This window comes from Actinomyces naeslundii, assembly GCF_001956585.1.
In the GTDB taxonomy this organism is placed as follows: Bacteria; Actinomycetota; Actinomycetes; order Actinomycetales; family Actinomycetaceae; genus Actinomyces; species Actinomyces naeslundii.
Genome location: NZ_MSRR01000009.1, coordinates 96,807 through 112,450, shown reverse-complemented (window position 1 = coordinate 112,450; position 15,644 = coordinate 96,807). Strand labels below are relative to the sequence as shown.

General features: G+C 68.7%; 16 protein-coding genes. 9 read left to right on the top strand and 7 right to left on the bottom strand.

The window, feature by feature from the left end; genetic code table 11:
* Positions 1–132: 132 nt before the first annotated feature.
* From BKH33_RS05130 to BKH33_RS05110, 5 genes are all read left to right on the top strand, one after another.
* Positions 133–1,476, top strand: coding sequence for a DUF418 domain-containing protein (locus tag BKH33_RS05130; protein WP_003783397.1), 1,344 nt, complete (start codon positions 133–135; stop codon positions 1,474–1,476).
* Between the two features lie 130 nt (positions 1,477–1,606).
* Entirely contained in the window at positions 1,607–3,007 is a 1,401-nt protein-coding gene (locus BKH33_RS05125) for a DUF418 domain-containing protein (RefSeq protein ID WP_003783399.1), read from the top strand.
* Positions 3,008–3,169: 162 nt separating this feature from the next.
* The gene (locus BKH33_RS05120) at positions 3,170–4,459 is read left to right on the top strand and encodes a DUF418 domain-containing protein (RefSeq protein WP_043539395.1); all 1,290 of its coding nucleotides are present in this window, start codon (positions 3,170–3,172) and stop codon (positions 4,457–4,459) included.
* 203 nt (positions 4,460–4,662) lie between these two features.
* The gene (locus tag BKH33_RS05115) at positions 4,663–5,991 is read left to right on the top strand and encodes a DUF418 domain-containing protein (RefSeq protein ID WP_003783393.1); all 1,329 of its coding nucleotides are present in this window, start codon (positions 4,663–4,665) and stop codon (positions 5,989–5,991) included.
* Positions 5,992–6,239: 248 nt separating this feature from the next.
* On the top strand, positions 6,240–6,695 hold the full coding sequence (locus BKH33_RS05110; protein WP_003783395.1) for a hypothetical protein: 456 nt from the start codon (positions 6,240–6,242) through the stop codon (positions 6,693–6,695).
* A 79-nt stretch (positions 6,696–6,774) separates the two neighbouring features.
* Here the strand turns inward: BKH33_RS05110 and BKH33_RS05105 are convergent, their stop codons facing one another.
* Both BKH33_RS05105 and BKH33_RS05100 read right to left on the bottom strand, forming a co-directional pair.
* Positions 6,775–8,016, bottom strand: a complete 1,242-nt coding sequence (locus BKH33_RS05105) for a sensor histidine kinase (protein ID WP_003783386.1) — start codon at positions 8,014–8,016, stop codon at positions 6,775–6,777.
* Positions 8,013–8,672: a response regulator transcription factor gene (locus tag BKH33_RS05100; RefSeq protein WP_003783383.1), complete on the bottom strand. Its 660-nt coding sequence runs from the start codon at positions 8,670–8,672 to the stop codon at positions 8,013–8,015. The genes BKH33_RS05105 and BKH33_RS05100 overlap by 4 nt, the downstream gene beginning before the upstream one ends.
* A gap of 180 nt (positions 8,673–8,852) precedes the next feature.
* Here BKH33_RS05100 and BKH33_RS05095 point away from each other — a divergent pair, with 180 nt between their 5' ends.
* The 4 genes from BKH33_RS05095 to BKH33_RS05080 all read left to right on the top strand — a co-directional run bounded on the left by BKH33_RS05095 (position 8,853) and on the right by BKH33_RS05080 (position 12,547).
* A complete protein-coding gene (locus BKH33_RS05095; protein ID WP_003783387.1) occupies positions 8,853–9,320 on the top strand; it encodes a hypothetical protein in 468 nt (155 codons plus the stop codon).
* Between the two features lie 80 nt (positions 9,321–9,400).
* Complete coding sequence (locus BKH33_RS05090; RefSeq protein ID WP_076142613.1) at positions 9,401–10,612, top strand: peptidoglycan-binding protein; 1,212 nt, start codon at positions 9,401–9,403, stop codon at positions 10,610–10,612.
* Positions 10,609–11,322, top strand: a complete 714-nt coding sequence (locus tag BKH33_RS05085) for an ABC transporter ATP-binding protein (RefSeq protein WP_003783389.1) — start codon at positions 10,609–10,611, stop codon at positions 11,320–11,322. Before BKH33_RS05090 ends, BKH33_RS05085 begins: the two co-directional genes overlap by 4 nt.
* Complete coding sequence (locus tag BKH33_RS05080) at positions 11,297–12,547, top strand: ABC transporter permease (RefSeq protein WP_003783379.1); 1,251 nt, start codon at positions 11,297–11,299, stop codon at positions 12,545–12,547. Before BKH33_RS05085 ends, BKH33_RS05080 begins: the two co-directional genes overlap by 26 nt.
* Before the next feature lie 227 nt (positions 12,548–12,774).
* Here the strand turns inward: BKH33_RS05080 and BKH33_RS05075 are convergent, their stop codons facing one another.
* From BKH33_RS05075 to BKH33_RS05055, 5 genes are all read right to left on the bottom strand, one after another.
* A complete protein-coding gene (locus BKH33_RS05075; RefSeq protein ID WP_003780734.1) occupies positions 12,775–12,957 on the bottom strand; it encodes an Rv0909 family putative TA system antitoxin in 183 nt (60 codons plus the stop codon).
* Positions 12,958–13,064: 107 nt separating this feature from the next.
* Entirely contained in the window at positions 13,065–13,538 is a 474-nt protein-coding gene (locus BKH33_RS05070) for an MmcQ/YjbR family DNA-binding protein (protein ID WP_003780729.1), read from the bottom strand.
* 77 nt (positions 13,539–13,615) lie between these two features.
* Positions 13,616–13,825, bottom strand: a complete 210-nt coding sequence (locus BKH33_RS05065; protein WP_003780728.1) for a helix-turn-helix domain-containing protein — start codon at positions 13,823–13,825, stop codon at positions 13,616–13,618.
* Positions 13,822–14,604 carry a hypothetical protein gene (locus BKH33_RS05060; RefSeq protein WP_003780733.1) on the bottom strand — a complete coding sequence of 261 codons (783 nt, stop codon included), beginning with the start codon at positions 14,602–14,604 and terminating at the stop codon, positions 13,822–13,824. Before BKH33_RS05060 ends, BKH33_RS05065 begins: the two co-directional genes overlap by 4 nt.
* Before the next feature lie 154 nt (positions 14,605–14,758).
* Positions 14,759–15,448 carry a hypothetical protein gene (locus tag BKH33_RS05055; protein ID WP_003780731.1) on the bottom strand — a complete coding sequence of 230 codons (690 nt, stop codon included), beginning with the start codon at positions 15,446–15,448 and terminating at the stop codon, positions 14,759–14,761.
* Positions 15,449–15,644: the final 196 nt, after the last annotated feature.

The window sequence follows — 15,644 nt, the reverse complement described above, 5'->3', positions numbered from 1 at the left end:
ATGTCATCGCGATCGACGCCATCAGGGGCGCTGCTCAAAGCAGCGTCCTTCTTTGTGCGAGCAGGGATGGACGCGCGGGGACCATTCTCCAGGGGATAGAGCGCGAACCGCACCAAATATAAGATGCGCCACATGCAGATGGCGACCTCCTTCACCGGTCGGGGCGTGCGCTACCCGGCCCCCGACGTGGCTCGCGGCTTCATGCTCCTGTTCGTGGCAGTGGCCAACGTCCCGACATGGAACAAAGTGCCGGCTAACGTGATCGTCGGTACTTTCCCGGTCCCGGCGGCCGATGCCTGGTGGGTGTTCGTCCGGACGCTGCTCGTCGACCATCGGGCCTACCCGTTGTTCGCGATGCTCTTCGGCTTCGGGCTGATGACGATGATCAATCGGCGTATCGCCTCCGGGACACAGAGCTATCTTCAGTCCCTGCCCGGGGTGGATGCGGGGCGTGAGCCGACGCCGCTGGAGGAGTCCTGGGCGCGTGAGCAGGCCACCGTCGATGCCCGTCGCCTGGTGCGGCGCCGCGGCTGGTGGATGATCCTGTTCGGGTTCGTCCACGGCATCGTCTTCTCCGGCGACATTATCGGCGCCTACGGTCTGGCCGCTGTCATCTTCGCCGGATGGTTCGCCCACAAGAGGTACGTCCGCCTGTACGTCGTCGGCGCCATCATTGCGCTGACCGCGTTCTCGCTCTTCTTGGTCATGAGTTTCGTCTCTCCTGAGACCGCCGCCGTGTGGTCAGGTCAGCAGGAGAATCCGACTGTAACGATGCTGCCCTGGTTCGTCGTCAACATCGCGAACTGGTTCTTCTTTCTGTTCGTGCAGATCCTCGTCACACTGATCGTCCCCGCCGCGGCGATCGGCGCACGTCTGGCCGATACCGGCATCATCACCCAGCCGGATCGGCACCGCCGCCTGCTCATCTCGACAGGGATCGGCGGCCTGGCCTTGGGAGCCCTCGCGGCGCTCCATAGCGCTTTGACCAACGTGTTACCCGTCTCGCAGTGGCCGTGGGACTTCGCCGTGAAGGAGCTCTTCGGCATCGTCGGCGCCTGCGGCTGGTTAGCGCTGTTGGCCCTGTACGCCGGTGGGCCCAGGGAGGACGGCAGGTTGACGGGGCTGCGTCGGCTGGCCTCCGCCGTCGGGCGCAGGTCGATGACGGCCTACTTGAGTCAGACGATCCTGTTCGGGACCATCTTCGTCATTGTTCCTGTCCTGGTCATGGGGCAGCGCTTGTGGGTGGGGCAGGCCGGGGGTGCGCTTATCGCCCTGGCCGTGGGGCAGCGCTTGTGGGTGGGGCAGGCCGCAGCCGCGCTTATCGCCCTGGCGGTCTGGGTGGTGACGGTGGTGCTGTGCGCGGTGCTCGAGCGCGGCGGTCACGCCGGTCCCTTCGAGACGCTGCTGCGCACCGCCGTGGCCCGCAGCGAGCGCCCGCGGCCGATACCTCCGCCAGCTGCCGATTCAGGTGCCTGAACCGGACAGAGACCTTCCTCGGGCTGTCCTCCGGAAGAATGGCAGGGGCGGAGGATCCACCTTTCGGTGGAGGTGAACTCGGCGCTTAAGGCGGACGCCGCGTGATGACGGGTCTTTATACGGTCGAGCCATGAACACGACGACTTCATTCAACGGCTCCCGCGGCCTGCGGTACCCCGCCCCCGACGTCGCCCGCGGCTTCATGCTGCTGCTCATCGCCCTGGCCAATGTGGGCTTCTGGAGCTACGGCACCGGTCGATTCACGCCGTCGACCGCCGACAGGATCTGGGCCTTCATCAACGCCCTGCTCATTCACGAGCGCGCCTATCCGCTGTTCGCGATGCTGTTCGGCTTCGGGCTGGCCACGATGGCCAACCGGCGCATTGCATCGGACGCCGGCGCCTACTGCCAGGATCTGACCGGCGGACTCCGAGCGCCGTCGGCTGCTGAGGTCAGCCAGGCCTGCGAGCAGGCGACTGTCGGTGCCCGTCGCCTCGTGCGGCGCCGGGGCCTGTGGATGGTCCTGTTCGGGCTGGTCCACGGTGTCTTCTTCCCCTCAGAGATCATCGGCACCTACGGCATCGTCGCCGTCGTCTTCGCCGGCTGGTTCGCCCGCAAGCACCACAAGCGCCAGCTGGCGGTGTGCGCCCTCATCCTCCTGCTCCAGGTCGTGCCGGTGCTCCTGTCGATGTTCTCGGGGCCCGACGGTGGAACGGCCGCTTCCACCGCGGCGAGTACCGCCCCGACGGCTGCGGCACCTACCGACTCGGCCGAGTCGGTGCTGTCCACGCTGCCCTGGTTCGTGACCAACGTGGGTGAGTGGTTCTCGCTCGCCGTCGGGGTGGCCTTCACCACGATGGTTCTTCCGGCCGCCTTCCTTGGGGCCCGCCTGGCCGACACCGACCTCATCGCCCACCCCGAGCGCCACCGCGGCCTGCTGGCGGCCGTTGGGCTCGGCGGCCTGGCTCTGGGCGCGCTCGGAGCGCTCCACGATATTCTCGTCCCGCTCACAAGTGCCCAGTCCTGGGAGATCGACTCCACGCTGATCATGGTCCTCGGCCTGGCCGGAGGCTGCGGCTGGCTCGCCGTGCTGGCCCTCTACGCCGGTGGACCGACGGCGGACGGCCGCCTGACCGGCCTCAAGTGGCTGCTCGCCGCCGTGGGGCGCCGCTCCATGACCGCCTACCTCTCTCAGACGGTCATGTTCGGCACCATGTTCGCCGTCATGCCGAGGCTGACCGGGAACCCCCTGGAGCTGGGGGCGGCGGCATCCGCCGCAGTCGCGGTGATGGTCTGGCTGGTGACCGTGGGTGTGTGCGCGGGGCTTGAGCGACTCGGCGAGCCCGGCCCCTTCGAGGCCCTCCTGCGCACCGCCGTCGTCAGCGGCGAGCGCAGCCGCGTGATGCCGGCGACGCTCTCTCCCAGCCCTCGGCACTCGGCTCGGTCCCTCGCGCAGCCGGTGCGTGTGCAGGCGCCGACCGCCCTGGCTGACAACAAGGCTGCCGGACGCCACATGCTCGCCGGGGTCTGACCCGCAGCCGACTGGCCGCTCGAAGCCGTCGTCAGAATGAGGAGCCCTGGTCCTCCGGGAGGAGGCGCCGGGGCTCCGCTCGTACCCACGGGTGAGGCGCAGGCTCGGAAGACAGCCCCGGCGGAGGAGGCGTGGATCACAGGGACTTCCTACCGTGGGGGCATGAAACTCGCGACATCGTTCACCGGCACCAGGGGGGTGCGTTATCCCTCCCCGGATGTGGCCCGTGGCTTCATGCTCCTGCTCATCTCCCTGGCCAATATCACCTTCTGGACCGGCGTGGCGCGGGTCTCGGCCCCCAACGATGCCTCAGACACGGCCTGGTTGTGGGTGCGCACTCTTCTGATCGACGCCCGGTCCTATCCGCTGTTCGCGATGCTGTTCGGCTTCGGACTGGCCACCATGGTCAACCGGCGCATCGCCTCCGGGACGGAGAACTATCTTCAGTCCCTCCCCGGTGTGGAGGCCGGGCGTGAGCCGACGGCGCAGGAGGAGGTCTGGGCCCGTGAGCAGGCCACCGTGGACGCCCGTCGCCTGGTGCGGCGCCGTGGCCTGTGGATGGTCCTCTTCGGCGCGGCCCACGCCGTGCTCTTCTCCGGTGACGTCATCGCTGCCTACGGGCTGGTCGCCGTCATCTTCGCCGGATGGCTCGCCCGCAAGCACTGGAAGCGGGCAGCGGTCCTCTGCGCCGTCGTTGTCGTTGCCTGCGTCGTCATCACCTTCGTCATCGAGAGTTTCATGACCTCCCAGGGTGCGGCCTCGGCGACGGATATGCGCGCGGGGGGCGGCGAATCGGCTACAACCCTCTTGTCCTACGTCTCCCACGGTGTCACCTCCTGGGCCGTCAACCTGAGTACGACGCCGATATCGTTGGTGGTTCCGGCGATGTTCCTCGGTGCCCGCCTGGCCGACACCGACCTCATCGCCCATCCTGAGCGGCACCGCCGGCTCCTGACCGGCGTCGGTCTGGGCGGCCTGGGGATCGGGGCCGTGGGCGGTATTGGGGTCGCTCAGTGGGCCACGGGAGGTTCCTTGAACCTCTGGGCCGTTCCTCTGCACCAGGTGGCGGGGCTGGCCGGGGCCTGCGGCTGGCTCGCTCTGCTGGCCCTCTACGCCGGTGGGCCGAGACCGGATGGTCGGCTGACGGGGCTGCGCAAGCTGGCCTCCAATGTGGGGCGTCGCTCCATGACCGCCTACCTCTCCCAGACCTTCCTCTTCGCCACCATCTTCCTGGCCCTTCCCGCCCTGACCGGTATCCAGCTCCACCTGGGCGAGGTCCGGGCCGCTGGGATCGCGGTGGCGGTCTGGCTGGTGACGGTCGGCCTGTGCGCGGTGCTCGAGCGCGGTGGTCACGCCGGTCCCTTCGAGACCCTGCTGCGCACCGCCGTCGCCCGCAGCGAGCGTGAGCGGGCGACGGCAGCGCCGCCGACCGTCCAACCCGATGACGCCTGATCCGGCGCAGTGCTGAGCGGACGATGAGCTCACGGCGGCTGCTCGCCGGCGCACGATCAGGCAGCCGTCAGGATGAAGGGCCCTGGTCCTCCGGGAGGAGGGGCAGGGCCTTCCTCACCCCCCTCGGGTGGGAGAGGAACAAAGCCGGAGAACAGCCCTGGCGGGGGAGGTGTGCAACACCGCGGCTTCCTACCGTGGAAGACATGAAACTCGCGACCTCCTTCACCGGCTCCCGGGGCCAGCGTTTCCCAGCCCCGGATGTGGCCCGTGGATTCATGCTCCTGTTCATCGCTCTGGCCAACATCCCCTTCTGGGTGGCGACGACGCGCTCCTCGGCTCCCAGTGACGCCGTCGACACGGTCTGGCTATGGGCGCGTACCCTCCTGGTCGACCACCGGGCCTATCCGCTGTTCGCGATGCTGTTCGGCTTCGGGCTGGCCACCATGGTCAACCGGCGCATCACCTCTGGTGCCAGGTCCTATCTCGAGTCCCTCCCCGGCGTGGAGGCCGGGCGTGAGCCGACGGAGCAGGAGGAGGCCTGGGCCCGTGAGCAGGCCACCGTCGACGCCCGCCGCCTGGTGCGGCGCCGGGGCCTGTGGATGATCCTCTTCGGCGCTGTTCACGCCGTGCTCTTCTCCGGCGACATCATCGGTACCTACGGGCTGGCCGCCGTTATCTTCGCCGGATGGCTGACCCGCAAGCACCGCAAGCGGGCCATGGCCGTCAGCGCCGTCGTCACTCTCGCCACCATCTCGACGATGCACACCATGAGCACTCATGTTGCGGCCCAGGGTCTGAGCGCTGCGGCGGTCATGAAGCAGGGGGCCGGCGAATCGGCTACGACCCTCTTGTCCTATGTCTCCCACGGTGTCACCTCTTGGGCCGGGAACTCGGTCGCAACGGTGCTCTTCTCCATGGTGGTCCCGGCGATGTTCCTCGGTGCTCGCTTGGCCGACACAGACTTCCTCGCCCATCCTGAGCGGTACCGCCGCCTGCTGACGGGCGTCGGTCTGGGCGGCCTGGGGATCGGGGCCGCGGGTGGCATCGGGTACGGCATCTGGGCCACGGGCGGGACCCTGGCCGGCTGGACTGCTCCGCTTCACGAGGTGACCGGATTGGCCGGGGCCTGCGGTTGGCTCGCTCTGCTGGCCCTCTACGCCGGTGGGCCGAGACCGGATGGTCGGCTGACGGGGCTGCGCAAGCTGGCCTCCAATGTGGGGCGTCGTTCCATGACCGCCTACCTCTCCCAGACCTTCCTCTTCGCCATCATCTTCCTAGCCCTGCCCGCACTGACTGGCATGGAGCTCCACCTGGGTGAGGCGTGGGCCGCTGGGATCGCGGTGGCGGTCTGGCTGGCGACGGTCGGCCTGTGCGCGGTGCTCGAGCGCGGCGGTCACTCCGGTCCCTTCGAGACCCTGCTGCGCACCGCCGTCGCCCGCAGCGAGCGCCGACGCCGCCTCCCAGCGCCTCCCGCCCCTGTCCTCCCGATGGAGACGGCTGCCTCCTCCGACGCCTACGGTCTGGTTCACTGAAAAAAGGAACGCACCGGCTCAAGGAGCGATGGTGAGCACTTTCGCCCGCGGCAACGGTGGGTGCCCGTCTCCTGGGGCGCTCACGTGGCGGAACGGTGAATAATCGCTGTCACAGCGTGTTGTCTCGCTACGTCCCGGAGGCTGTGAGTCGCCTCGCACAATGTGAGGGTTGACCTGTTCGTTTCACAGGGCAGAGTAGACACGGTAGCCTGCCTGCGTCCCCAACACTGAAGGAAGCGAACAGTCTCATGACTCAGCCCCCCAACCCCGGTCAGCCCTTCTACCAGCAGCAGCCCTCCGCCCCCTCTGCTCCGGCCACGGGTCAGCCCTACCCGCCCCAGCAGCAGTTCCAGGGCGCCCCCGGTGCTCCTGGTGCCCCCGGCGCACCGGGGCAGCCCTTCCCGCCGGCGCAGGCCGGGGACAGTTTCATGGGCAATCTCTTCGATACCGCCAAGCCCTTCGCCGAGAAGTTCGGCAAGGTGCTCTTCTACATCGCCGCCATCGCCCTGGTCGTTAACTGGCTCTACTCGGCTTACAACACCGGTGACCTCAACGGTGCCTATGACATCGAGTCGCAGAGTCGGAACTTCAACTTCGGCAGGTTCCTGCTGAGCCTGCTCTTCGACGCTCCCTGGACCTTCGTGCAGATCGGTCTGATCCGGCTCTTCCTCGAGCTCGTCATCAACTCCGGTAAGAAGAACTAGCAGCTCCCCGGCGGACCCTTGTATCCGCCGCACCAGCTGCTTGACTCCGACGGTCGCCGGCCCCCGTGGTTGGCGGCCGTCAGCCGTTGGTGACCGGTGCGTGCGAGTCGGGTTCGACCTCGCCTCCGGGAATCTCGAGGACGGCGGTCAGCCCGCCGTCGGGGTTGGCGCTCAGCTCGAGGGCTCCGCCGTGGGCGGTGGCCACAGCCGTCACGATCGCCAGCCCCAGTCCGTGCCCGGATCCCCGGGTCCGCCCCCGCCCCTCGCCGCGGACGAAGGGCTCACGCAGGGACTCCACGCTATCGGCCGCCACCAGGGGGCCGTCGTTGCGGATCGTCAGCCGGACGCCGTCGTCCAGGTGCGCCATGCCGACCGTGATCCGCCCGCCGTCGACGTTGTAGCGGGCCGCATTGCGCAGCAGGTTGGAGACGCTCTGGCGCAGCAGCACCGGATCGCCCGGGACCCGGGCGGGCAGCAGGTGGGTGGAGACCTGCAGGTCGCGCTCGGCCACCTCGGGGGCGATGACGCTCAGGGCATCGCGGACCGTGGCCTCCATGTCCACGTCCTCTCGGGCCAGCTTCCCGGACTGGGCGTCGGCCAGGTCCAGCAGAGCGTCGATCGTCTCCCGATTGGCTCGGTTGGTCTCCAGCACCCGGGTCAGAACCCGCCGCAGGTCCTCGGCGGAGGCCTGCGGGTCCGACAGGGCGACGTCGATCATCGTCTGCGTCGTGGCCAGGGGCGTCCGCAGCTCGTGGGAGGCGTTGGCCGCGAAGCGGCGGTGCACGGAGAAGGAGCGCTCCAGTGAGGCCAGCATGTTGTCGAAGGTGTCCGCCAGGTCGTGGATCTCATCGCGCGGCCCGGACAGGGCCAGGCGTTGGCTGAGGTCGCCCGAGGCGGCGCGCTTGGCCGCCGCATTCATCGAGGACAGCGGACGCAGCATCCGTCCGGCCAGCACCCAGCCGACCGTCCCGGAGACCACTGCCAGTATCATCAGCATCCCGACCGCGGAGCGCAGGATGGCGCTCAGCAGCTCGAACAGGTTCGTGTCCACCTTGGCGGCCTGCGGAGTCGTCGCGTCGATGAGAGGAATCTGCTGAGGCGGGTCGAAGGCGATGGAGAGCGTGACGTAGCGCGTGTAGAAGTAGACCAGGGCGATGAGGACCGCGCCGGCGGCCGTCACCAGCCCGGCGTAGGTCAGGGTCAGGCGCGCTCGGATACTCAGGCGCCGAGGACGACGCAACCGCTCCTCGCCTCCTGGCCGGGTGCTGCCGTGCTGCACCGCGTCGTCGGCCGGAGCCTTCTGAGCTCCCTGCCCGCTCATGCGCTGAACCTGTAGCCCGCACCGGGAACCGTCTGAATGACCCAGGGCTCGCCGAGCTTGCGGCGCAGGTGCGAGATCGTCACCCGCGTGGAGTTGGTGAAGGGGTCGGCGTTGGCGTCCCAGGCCTTCTCCAGCAGCGTCTCAGCGCTGAGGACTCCGCCCTCGGCCTCCATGAGGACCTGGAGGACCGCGAACTCCTTGGGGCTGAGCCTGATGAAGCGCCCGTCGCGGTAGACCTCCCGACGGAAGGGGTCCAGGCGCACCCCGTGGGCATCGAGGACCGGAGTGCGGGCCGGCTGGCTGCGCCGCCCCAGGGCCCGCAGCCGAGCCACCAGCTCGGGGAACTCGAAGGGCTTGGTGAGGTAGTCGTCCGCTCCCAGCTCGAAGCCGCCCACCCGCGCGTCCAGCGTCCGGGACGCGGTGAGCATGAGGACCCGTGTGCTCGGGTGCTCGGCGACCACTCGGCGGCAGACCTCGTCGCCGTGGATGACGGGCAGGTCCCGGTCCAGGACGATGATGTCGTAGTCGTTGATCACCACCTGCTCCAGGGCGCTGGCCCCGTCGCCGACGACGTCGACGGCCATCGCCTCGCGCCGCAGCCCGGTGGCGATGGCCTCGGCCAGGTACTCCTCATCCTCCACGACGAGTACGCGCATTGCCCTGTGTCTCCTTCGCTGTGGTGTATGCGGCCGGTCCCATGAGCGAACCAGCCCTCGTGTTGCCACAACATAAGCGAAATCGTGAACCTCATGGCAACACCGGTCCCGGTTGGCTGTTCCCCGAACGAACGGGCGTCACCGCACCCCGACCCACGTGAGCCGAAAGGACCCTCTCCCATGAAGAAGCCCCTCAACACCCGGATCATCACCCGCGCCGCCACGGTACTGACCTGCGCCGTGTGCGCCGTCGGACTCATGACCGGATGCTCTCAGGGCTCGAAGGCGGACTCGGCCGCCTCCGCCTCCGCCACCAGCGGCGACGAGTACCTGCTCAAGATGGCCAAGTGCATGCGAGACAAGGGCATCGACGTCTCCGATCCCGACTCCAACGGCAACATGCAGTTCCCCGACACCGAGGCCGCCAACAAGGCCGCCCAGGAGTGCGAGCAGACCGTGGGCCCCGCCCCGGGCACCGAGGACCTCGCCAAGCCCGAGACGCAGCAGGACCTGGTCAAGGCCACCGAGTGCCTGCGCAAGGAGGGCTACGACGTCCCGGACCCCGAGCCCGGCAAGGGCATCCAGCTCAACGGCGACATCCCCCAGGACGTCATGAACAAGTGCTTCTCCGAGATCGGGAACAAGTAACGCGGCGCCCTCCGGGTGCCGACAGACCACAGGCTCGCACGGCCGGGCCGCCGCGCAGACACACTCAGACAGGCATACACATGGATCAGACCACCACCTCCACTCAGGCCGACGGCGGCTCGACCACCGACTCGACCAGCACGTCGGGCAACGCGGGCACGGTGCGCCACACCCGGCGTCGAGCCTTCCTGGCGATGGGGGCCGCCGCGGTCCTGGCCGCGGGCGTAGGCGCAGGTGCCTTCGCCTCCAAGTCGGGCCCCTTCGCGGCCAAGGCCAAGCCGACGACGTCGACCTTCAACGGCGCCACCGACACCATCACCAAGGGGGACCTTCAGGGGCACACCTCCGTGACCGGCACCCTGCGCTACTCCGACTCGCGCAAGTTCAAGTCGGGCTTCGAGGGCGTTCTCATCCAGGTGCCCGCCTCCGGGACCGTCCTGACCCAGGGCGATGTCCTCTACCGCACGGGCACCGAGACCGCCTACCTCATGCGTGGCTCCCTGCCCGCCTGGCGCAGCTTCGAGGCAGGCATGGAGGACGGCGAGGACATTCGCCAGCTCGAGACGGCCCTGAGGGACCTGGGCTACTTCGACTACGAGCCCGATGACCACTTCAGCTGGGCTACCACCAGCGCCATCATGAAGTGGCAGAAGGAGCTCGACATGCCTCAGACCGGGACCATCCCGCTGGGACGCGTGGTCTTCACCTCCGGGGACATGCGCGTGGGGACGGTCACCGCCCGGCTGGGGGACCGTGTCGCCGCCGACACCGAGCTCTACGACGTCACCTCCACCACTCAGGTGGTCGACGCCAACATCAAGCTCTCGGACCAGAAGCTCGCCGTCGTCGGCACCACCGTGACCATCAAGCTGCCCGACGCCAAGACCACCACCGGCACCATCACCTCCGTGGGCACGCCCACCGAGAAGTCCTCCGGCTCCGGATCGGGCTCCGGATCGGGCTCCGGGTCCGGCTCCGGCTCCGGTTCCAGTGACTCCAAGGAACGGGTCATCCCCGTCACCGTCACCCTCGCCGACGCCTCGGCGACCGCCAACTTCCAGGAGGTCTCCGTCACCGTCGACCTGCCCAGCGAGAAGCGGGCGGGCGTCCTGTCGGTGCCGGTCGGGGCCCTGCTGGCCCTGAGCACCAACCAGTACGGCGTCGAGATCGTCGAGTCCAACGGCACCACCCGCAAGGTGCCGGTCACCATCGGGCTGTTCGCCGGTGGGCGCGTGGAGGTCTCCGGCGAGGGCATCTCCGAGGGGCAGCGAGTGGTGGTGCCGCAGACATGAGCCGCATCCTGTCCCTGCGTGACGTGCAACGAACCTACGGGGAGCCGCCCGTGGCCGCCTGTGCGGGCGTGAGCCTGGAGATCGACTACGGCGAGTTCGTCGCCATCGTCGGCCCCTCGGGCTCGGGCAAGTCCACGCTCCTCAACCTCATCGGCACCCTGGACCGGCCCAGCGCGGGCACCGTCGAGATCGACGGCGTCGACGTCGGCTCCCTGTCCGACGCCAAGCTCTCGGCCCTGCGGGCCAGCCGTATTGGCTTCGTCTTCCAGCAGTTCCACCTGGCCGACGGCGTCAACGCGGTCGACAACGTCGCCGACGGCCTGCTCTACAGCGGGGTCCCCCGCTCCGAGCGGCGTCGTCGAGCCCGAGCCGCCCTCGAACGCGTGGGCCTGGCCCACCGGCTCGACCACCGCCCCCACCAGATGAGCGGCGGCGAGCGCCAGCGGGTGGCCATTGCCCGGGCCGTCGTCGGCGAGCCCCCGCTGCTGCTGGCCGACGAGCCCACGGGAAACCTCGATTCCACCTCCGGGGCCTCGATCGTCGAGCTCCTCCACGAGCTCCACTCTCAGGGCACCACGATCATCGTCATCACCCACGACAACGAGCTGGCCGCCCAGCTTCCCCGGCAGATCGCCATCCGCGACGGCCGGATCGTGGGGGACTCAAGCCAGAAGGAGATCGTCCATGACGACGTCTACGCTCCGGCGTGACCGCGACCGCAACGGCCAGGCCGGCGGATCCGGCCGCCGCCTCCAGCGCTCGCGGCTGCGCCTGGCCGACGTGCTGCGCCTGGGAGGCACCGGCATCAGGGCGCGCCCCACCCGTGCCTTCCTCTCCGCCCTGGGCATCGCCATCGGCATTGCCGCCATGATCTCGGTGGTGGGCATCTCGGCCTCCAGCCGTGCCCAGCTGGCCGCCCAGCTCGACTCCCTGGGGACCAACCTGCTGACGGCCACCGCCGGTCAGGACCTCTTCGGCAACTCCTCCTCCCTGCCGCAGGACACCGTCGGCAAGGTCCGGCTCATCGACAACGTCCAGAGCGCCTCGAGCACCGGCCTGGTCAAGAACTCGCTGGTCTACCGCACCCCGTTCATCGACAAGAACGCCTCCGGCGGTATCACCACCCTGGCCGCGGACAAGTCGCTGCTCGACGTCGTGGCCGGGCAGGTGGACAAGGGCACCTGGCTCAACGAGGCCACCAGCCAGTACCCCGCCACGGTCCTGGGACAGACGGCGGCCCAGCGCCTCGGTGTCGTCTCGCCGGGAACCAAGGTGTGGCTCGGTGGCAACTGGTTCACCGTGGTCGGCATTCTCAAGCCGGTAGTGCTGGCGCCCGAGCTCGACAACGCCGCCCTCGTCGGTCAGGGGGTGGCCAGCAACCTGCTGGGGCACGACGCCAAGCCGACGACGGTCTACACGCGCAGCCAGGACGCAGCCGTCTCCACGGTGCGCCAGGTGCTCGCGCCGTCGATCTCGCCGCAGGCCCCCAACGAGGTCAAGGTCTCGCGCCCCTCCGATGCGTTGGAGGCCAAGAACGCGGCTGACAAGGCCTTCACCAGCCTGCTGCTGGGCGTGGGCTCGATCGCCCTGCTCGTCGGCGGTATCGGGGTCGCCAACACGATGATCATCTCGGTGCTCGAGCGTCGACGGGAGATCGGGCTGAGACGTTCCCTGGGCGCCATGCGCGGTCACATCCTGGTGCAGTTCATGACGGAGGCACTGCTGCTGGCCTCCCTGGGCGGTGCCCTGGGCTGCGTCATCGGGATCGGGGTGACTGCCGGGATGGCGGCCGCCAACGGCTGGCCCTTCTCCCTGCCGGTGATCGCCGTCGCCGGCGGCCTGGGAGTCACCATCGTCATCGGCGCGCTGGCCGGCGTGTACCCGGCCGTTCGAGCCTCCCGCACTCCTCCGACCGCCGCGCTCAACGCGCAGTAGGGAAGGGCCGGACAAGCCCGAGGGGACGCGGATGAGACGTCCCGGTGGGAGACAGCTGGGTCTTTGTGCCGATGACGCCGGACAGCGGTGGCCGACGTCGGATGCGGCCGGGAGAGGAGCCCAGATGGACCGGGACCAGGCGAGGGCCCCGCACCACATGGTGCGGGGCCCTCGTTCCTGCGATCAGAAGACCGCGGTGCCTGGGGTCAAGCAGGCTCCCAGATGGATCACTCCGTGCCGAGCTTGCCGTCGACGGCGTCGCGGGCGGTGTCGATCTTGTCGTCGTACTTGCCGCCGGTCGCCTTCTTGGCCGCGCCGGCTGCGGCATCCAGCGCCTTGTCGCTGATCGCCTCGGCCTTGTCGGAGCTGAGAGCGTCACCGGCCTTCTTCGCCAGGTCGTCAAGTCCCATGTGTGTCTCCTTCCGTCGGGTGGCCAGACGTCGGATGACGATGGCCTCTCCTGAATAGTGCCAGGTTTGCACAACCGCGTCACCTGCGGCACCCCTGACTTAGTCCGTCACCACTGCCAGGTGGGGCGGGCGGGGGAGCCCGCGGCGTCGGCCAGGAGGACGGCCTCGCGCACACGTCGGGTCAGGAGGGACAGGACGAGCCGGTAGGAGTCCTCCACCATGTCGGCGGCGTCGTCAGGGCGGTAGCCGGGGTCGGTGAGGTCGATGCTCACCCAGTGGCGCTTGGACTGGTGGAAACCCGGTCCCACCCAGCTGTAGGCCTTCCGTACGGCGACGACGTCCTCGGGGTCGAGCTTGACGTTGGCCAGCAGCCGGCCGTCGGTGTGGGGGATGAGCAGGAGGAACAGGCGGGGCCCCACTGAGGCGACGGGGATGTCCCACTCCGGCTTGTCGCCCGCCCAGGCGCCGGGCAGGCCGGCCGCATGGGCCAGGAGCGCGTCGCGGCGGACGACCACGGTGGCGTCGTCGACGCGCGTGGAGGGCCCATCGGGCTGAGGGACGAGGCGGAGCGGGTCGGTCATCGGCTCCGAGCCTACGTTCCCCCACCCGGCATCGAGGGATCGCGTGGGGCGGGGCGCCCGGGACACTCACGGGGCGGTCAGTCCGGGACGACCTCCAGCAGCTCGCCGACCGAGCAACCCAGGGCGTCGCAGATGGCGCAGAGAGTGGAGTAGCGGATGGCCTTGGCGCGATCGTTCTTGAGCACCGAGAGGTTGACAGTGGTGACTCCGACCCTCTCGGAGAGCTCCACGAGCGTCATCCCGCGGGTGGCCAGCAGCTCATCGAGGTGGCAGACGACGTGGCTCACACGAGCCCCTCGGTCTCGTGACGCAGGACCGTGTTCTCCGCGGCCAGGGTGCTCGAGCGCTGGTAGACGCGGTGCAGGGCGAGCAGCAGATGCGTGGCGAGGATGAGGATGATGATGCTCTTGAGGGCCGGGATGTCGTTGCCGGTGGGGATGAACCCGGTCAACGATTCCGCTTCCGCGCGGTCGTCGGTGAAGTACGTGTCGGAGACCGCCAGACCCGCCATGTGCAGCGTGAAGGTGCTCAGCGCCTGGCCCAGGAGCAGCCAGAACAGGTGACCGCCCCGAGTGAAGAGGTGATCGACGAATCCTCTCCGGTCCGGGTGGATCGCGGCGATGAATCGGACGAAGGCGACGGCGCAGGACGCGATGAGGAGGAGGTGGATGATGATGAACAGGCTGATGAAGAACCGTGCGCTGCCGGACATTCCGTGCACGGTCCCGTAGCTCACCGAGTAACCGTTGATCATCTCCACCGTCGTGTGCCCGAAGGACAGGTGCCGGTCCAGTGCGGGGTCGCTGTCGGTGAACTCCATCAGCAGCCCGCGGCCGTTGATGAGGTCCCACAGGTTGGAGCCGAGCGTGTAGAAGGGGGAGAAGCAGAGCAGGGCCAGGAGGAACGAGGTGAAGGCCAGGCTGCCGGGGCCGACTCCGGCGTCGTGACCGGGGGCGGCGCCGGAGTCGGTGTCGTCTGTAGAGGGTTGGTCGGCTGCGGTCCCGTCGCTGATGTCGGGGGATGAATCGGTGTCTGAGTCTGAGGCGGCTTCGGTGCTGGCAGTCATGACGACACTCCGTATCGACTATCGATGTATCGATAGTCGATATGTTGCGCCTGTGCGCGGGGTCCTGTCAAGCAATTCTCCCGGCGATGGTGCTGACTCGAAGGCCTGCAGTGGCTGGGTCGTCGGAGGGGCCGGCGTCGAGTCGGCGGGCCGGTCAGTGAGCCGTCGTGATGATGGTGGACACGATGGTGTCGACCTCCTGCTCGCTGCCGGCGGTCACGGCGATGCGCGCGTAGGTGCCCGACGACGTCGGAACGGCGACGACTGCTCCCGGAGTCTGGTTGCCCTGAACCTGTGCGGTCGAGGTGACGATGGCGGCCTCGCCGTGAGTGGACTGCCTGGTGGAGTAGCCCGTCGGCGTCCCGCCTCGCTGGGTGACGAACTCGTCCAGGCCCGCCTGGGACGGAGGCGTCGAAGAGGCCTCGGCCTCCTTGGCGACGGCGGCGCTGTTGAAGGAGCGGCTGTTCGGTGAGAACAGTCCGTAGAAGGCGTCAGTGCTGGCGAGCTTCTGGGAGAAGGTCGTCGGGTCGACGCCCTGGACACGGGCGATGAGCGTCTTCTGGTCCTCGGTGAGAGCGTTGAGATCCTGCCAGTCCTCGGGAACGGCGAAGGTGACGCCGACCGTCGGTGCGGTGATCGCCTGGTGGCCCGCCGGGACGGAGGGGGCTGCGCTGCCGGAGGCGCTTGCGCTGGGCCGGGCGGTTGCCTCGGCGCTGCTCGATGTCGTCGCCGTGGAAGTGGAGGCTGTCGCTCCGGCTGAACCTGCCGACGAGGGGCTGCTGAGGGAGCAGCCGGCCAGGGCGAGGACGGCGCTCAGGGCGAGGACGGCAGGTGCGGCTCTCATGAATTCTCCGGGGTGAGGGCGTTATGGTGATGTGACCATACCGGCGTTATCGAACGATGGTGTTTCAGACGGTCGGTCGCGCGCCGACAATGAAGGCGATCATCGAATGGTCATCGGTGGGGGCGTGTTCGAGGCTGCCTGGGGAGTTGTCCACGTCACCGGCGGTTCAGGAAGTTGAGTGGAATAGACTCAACTC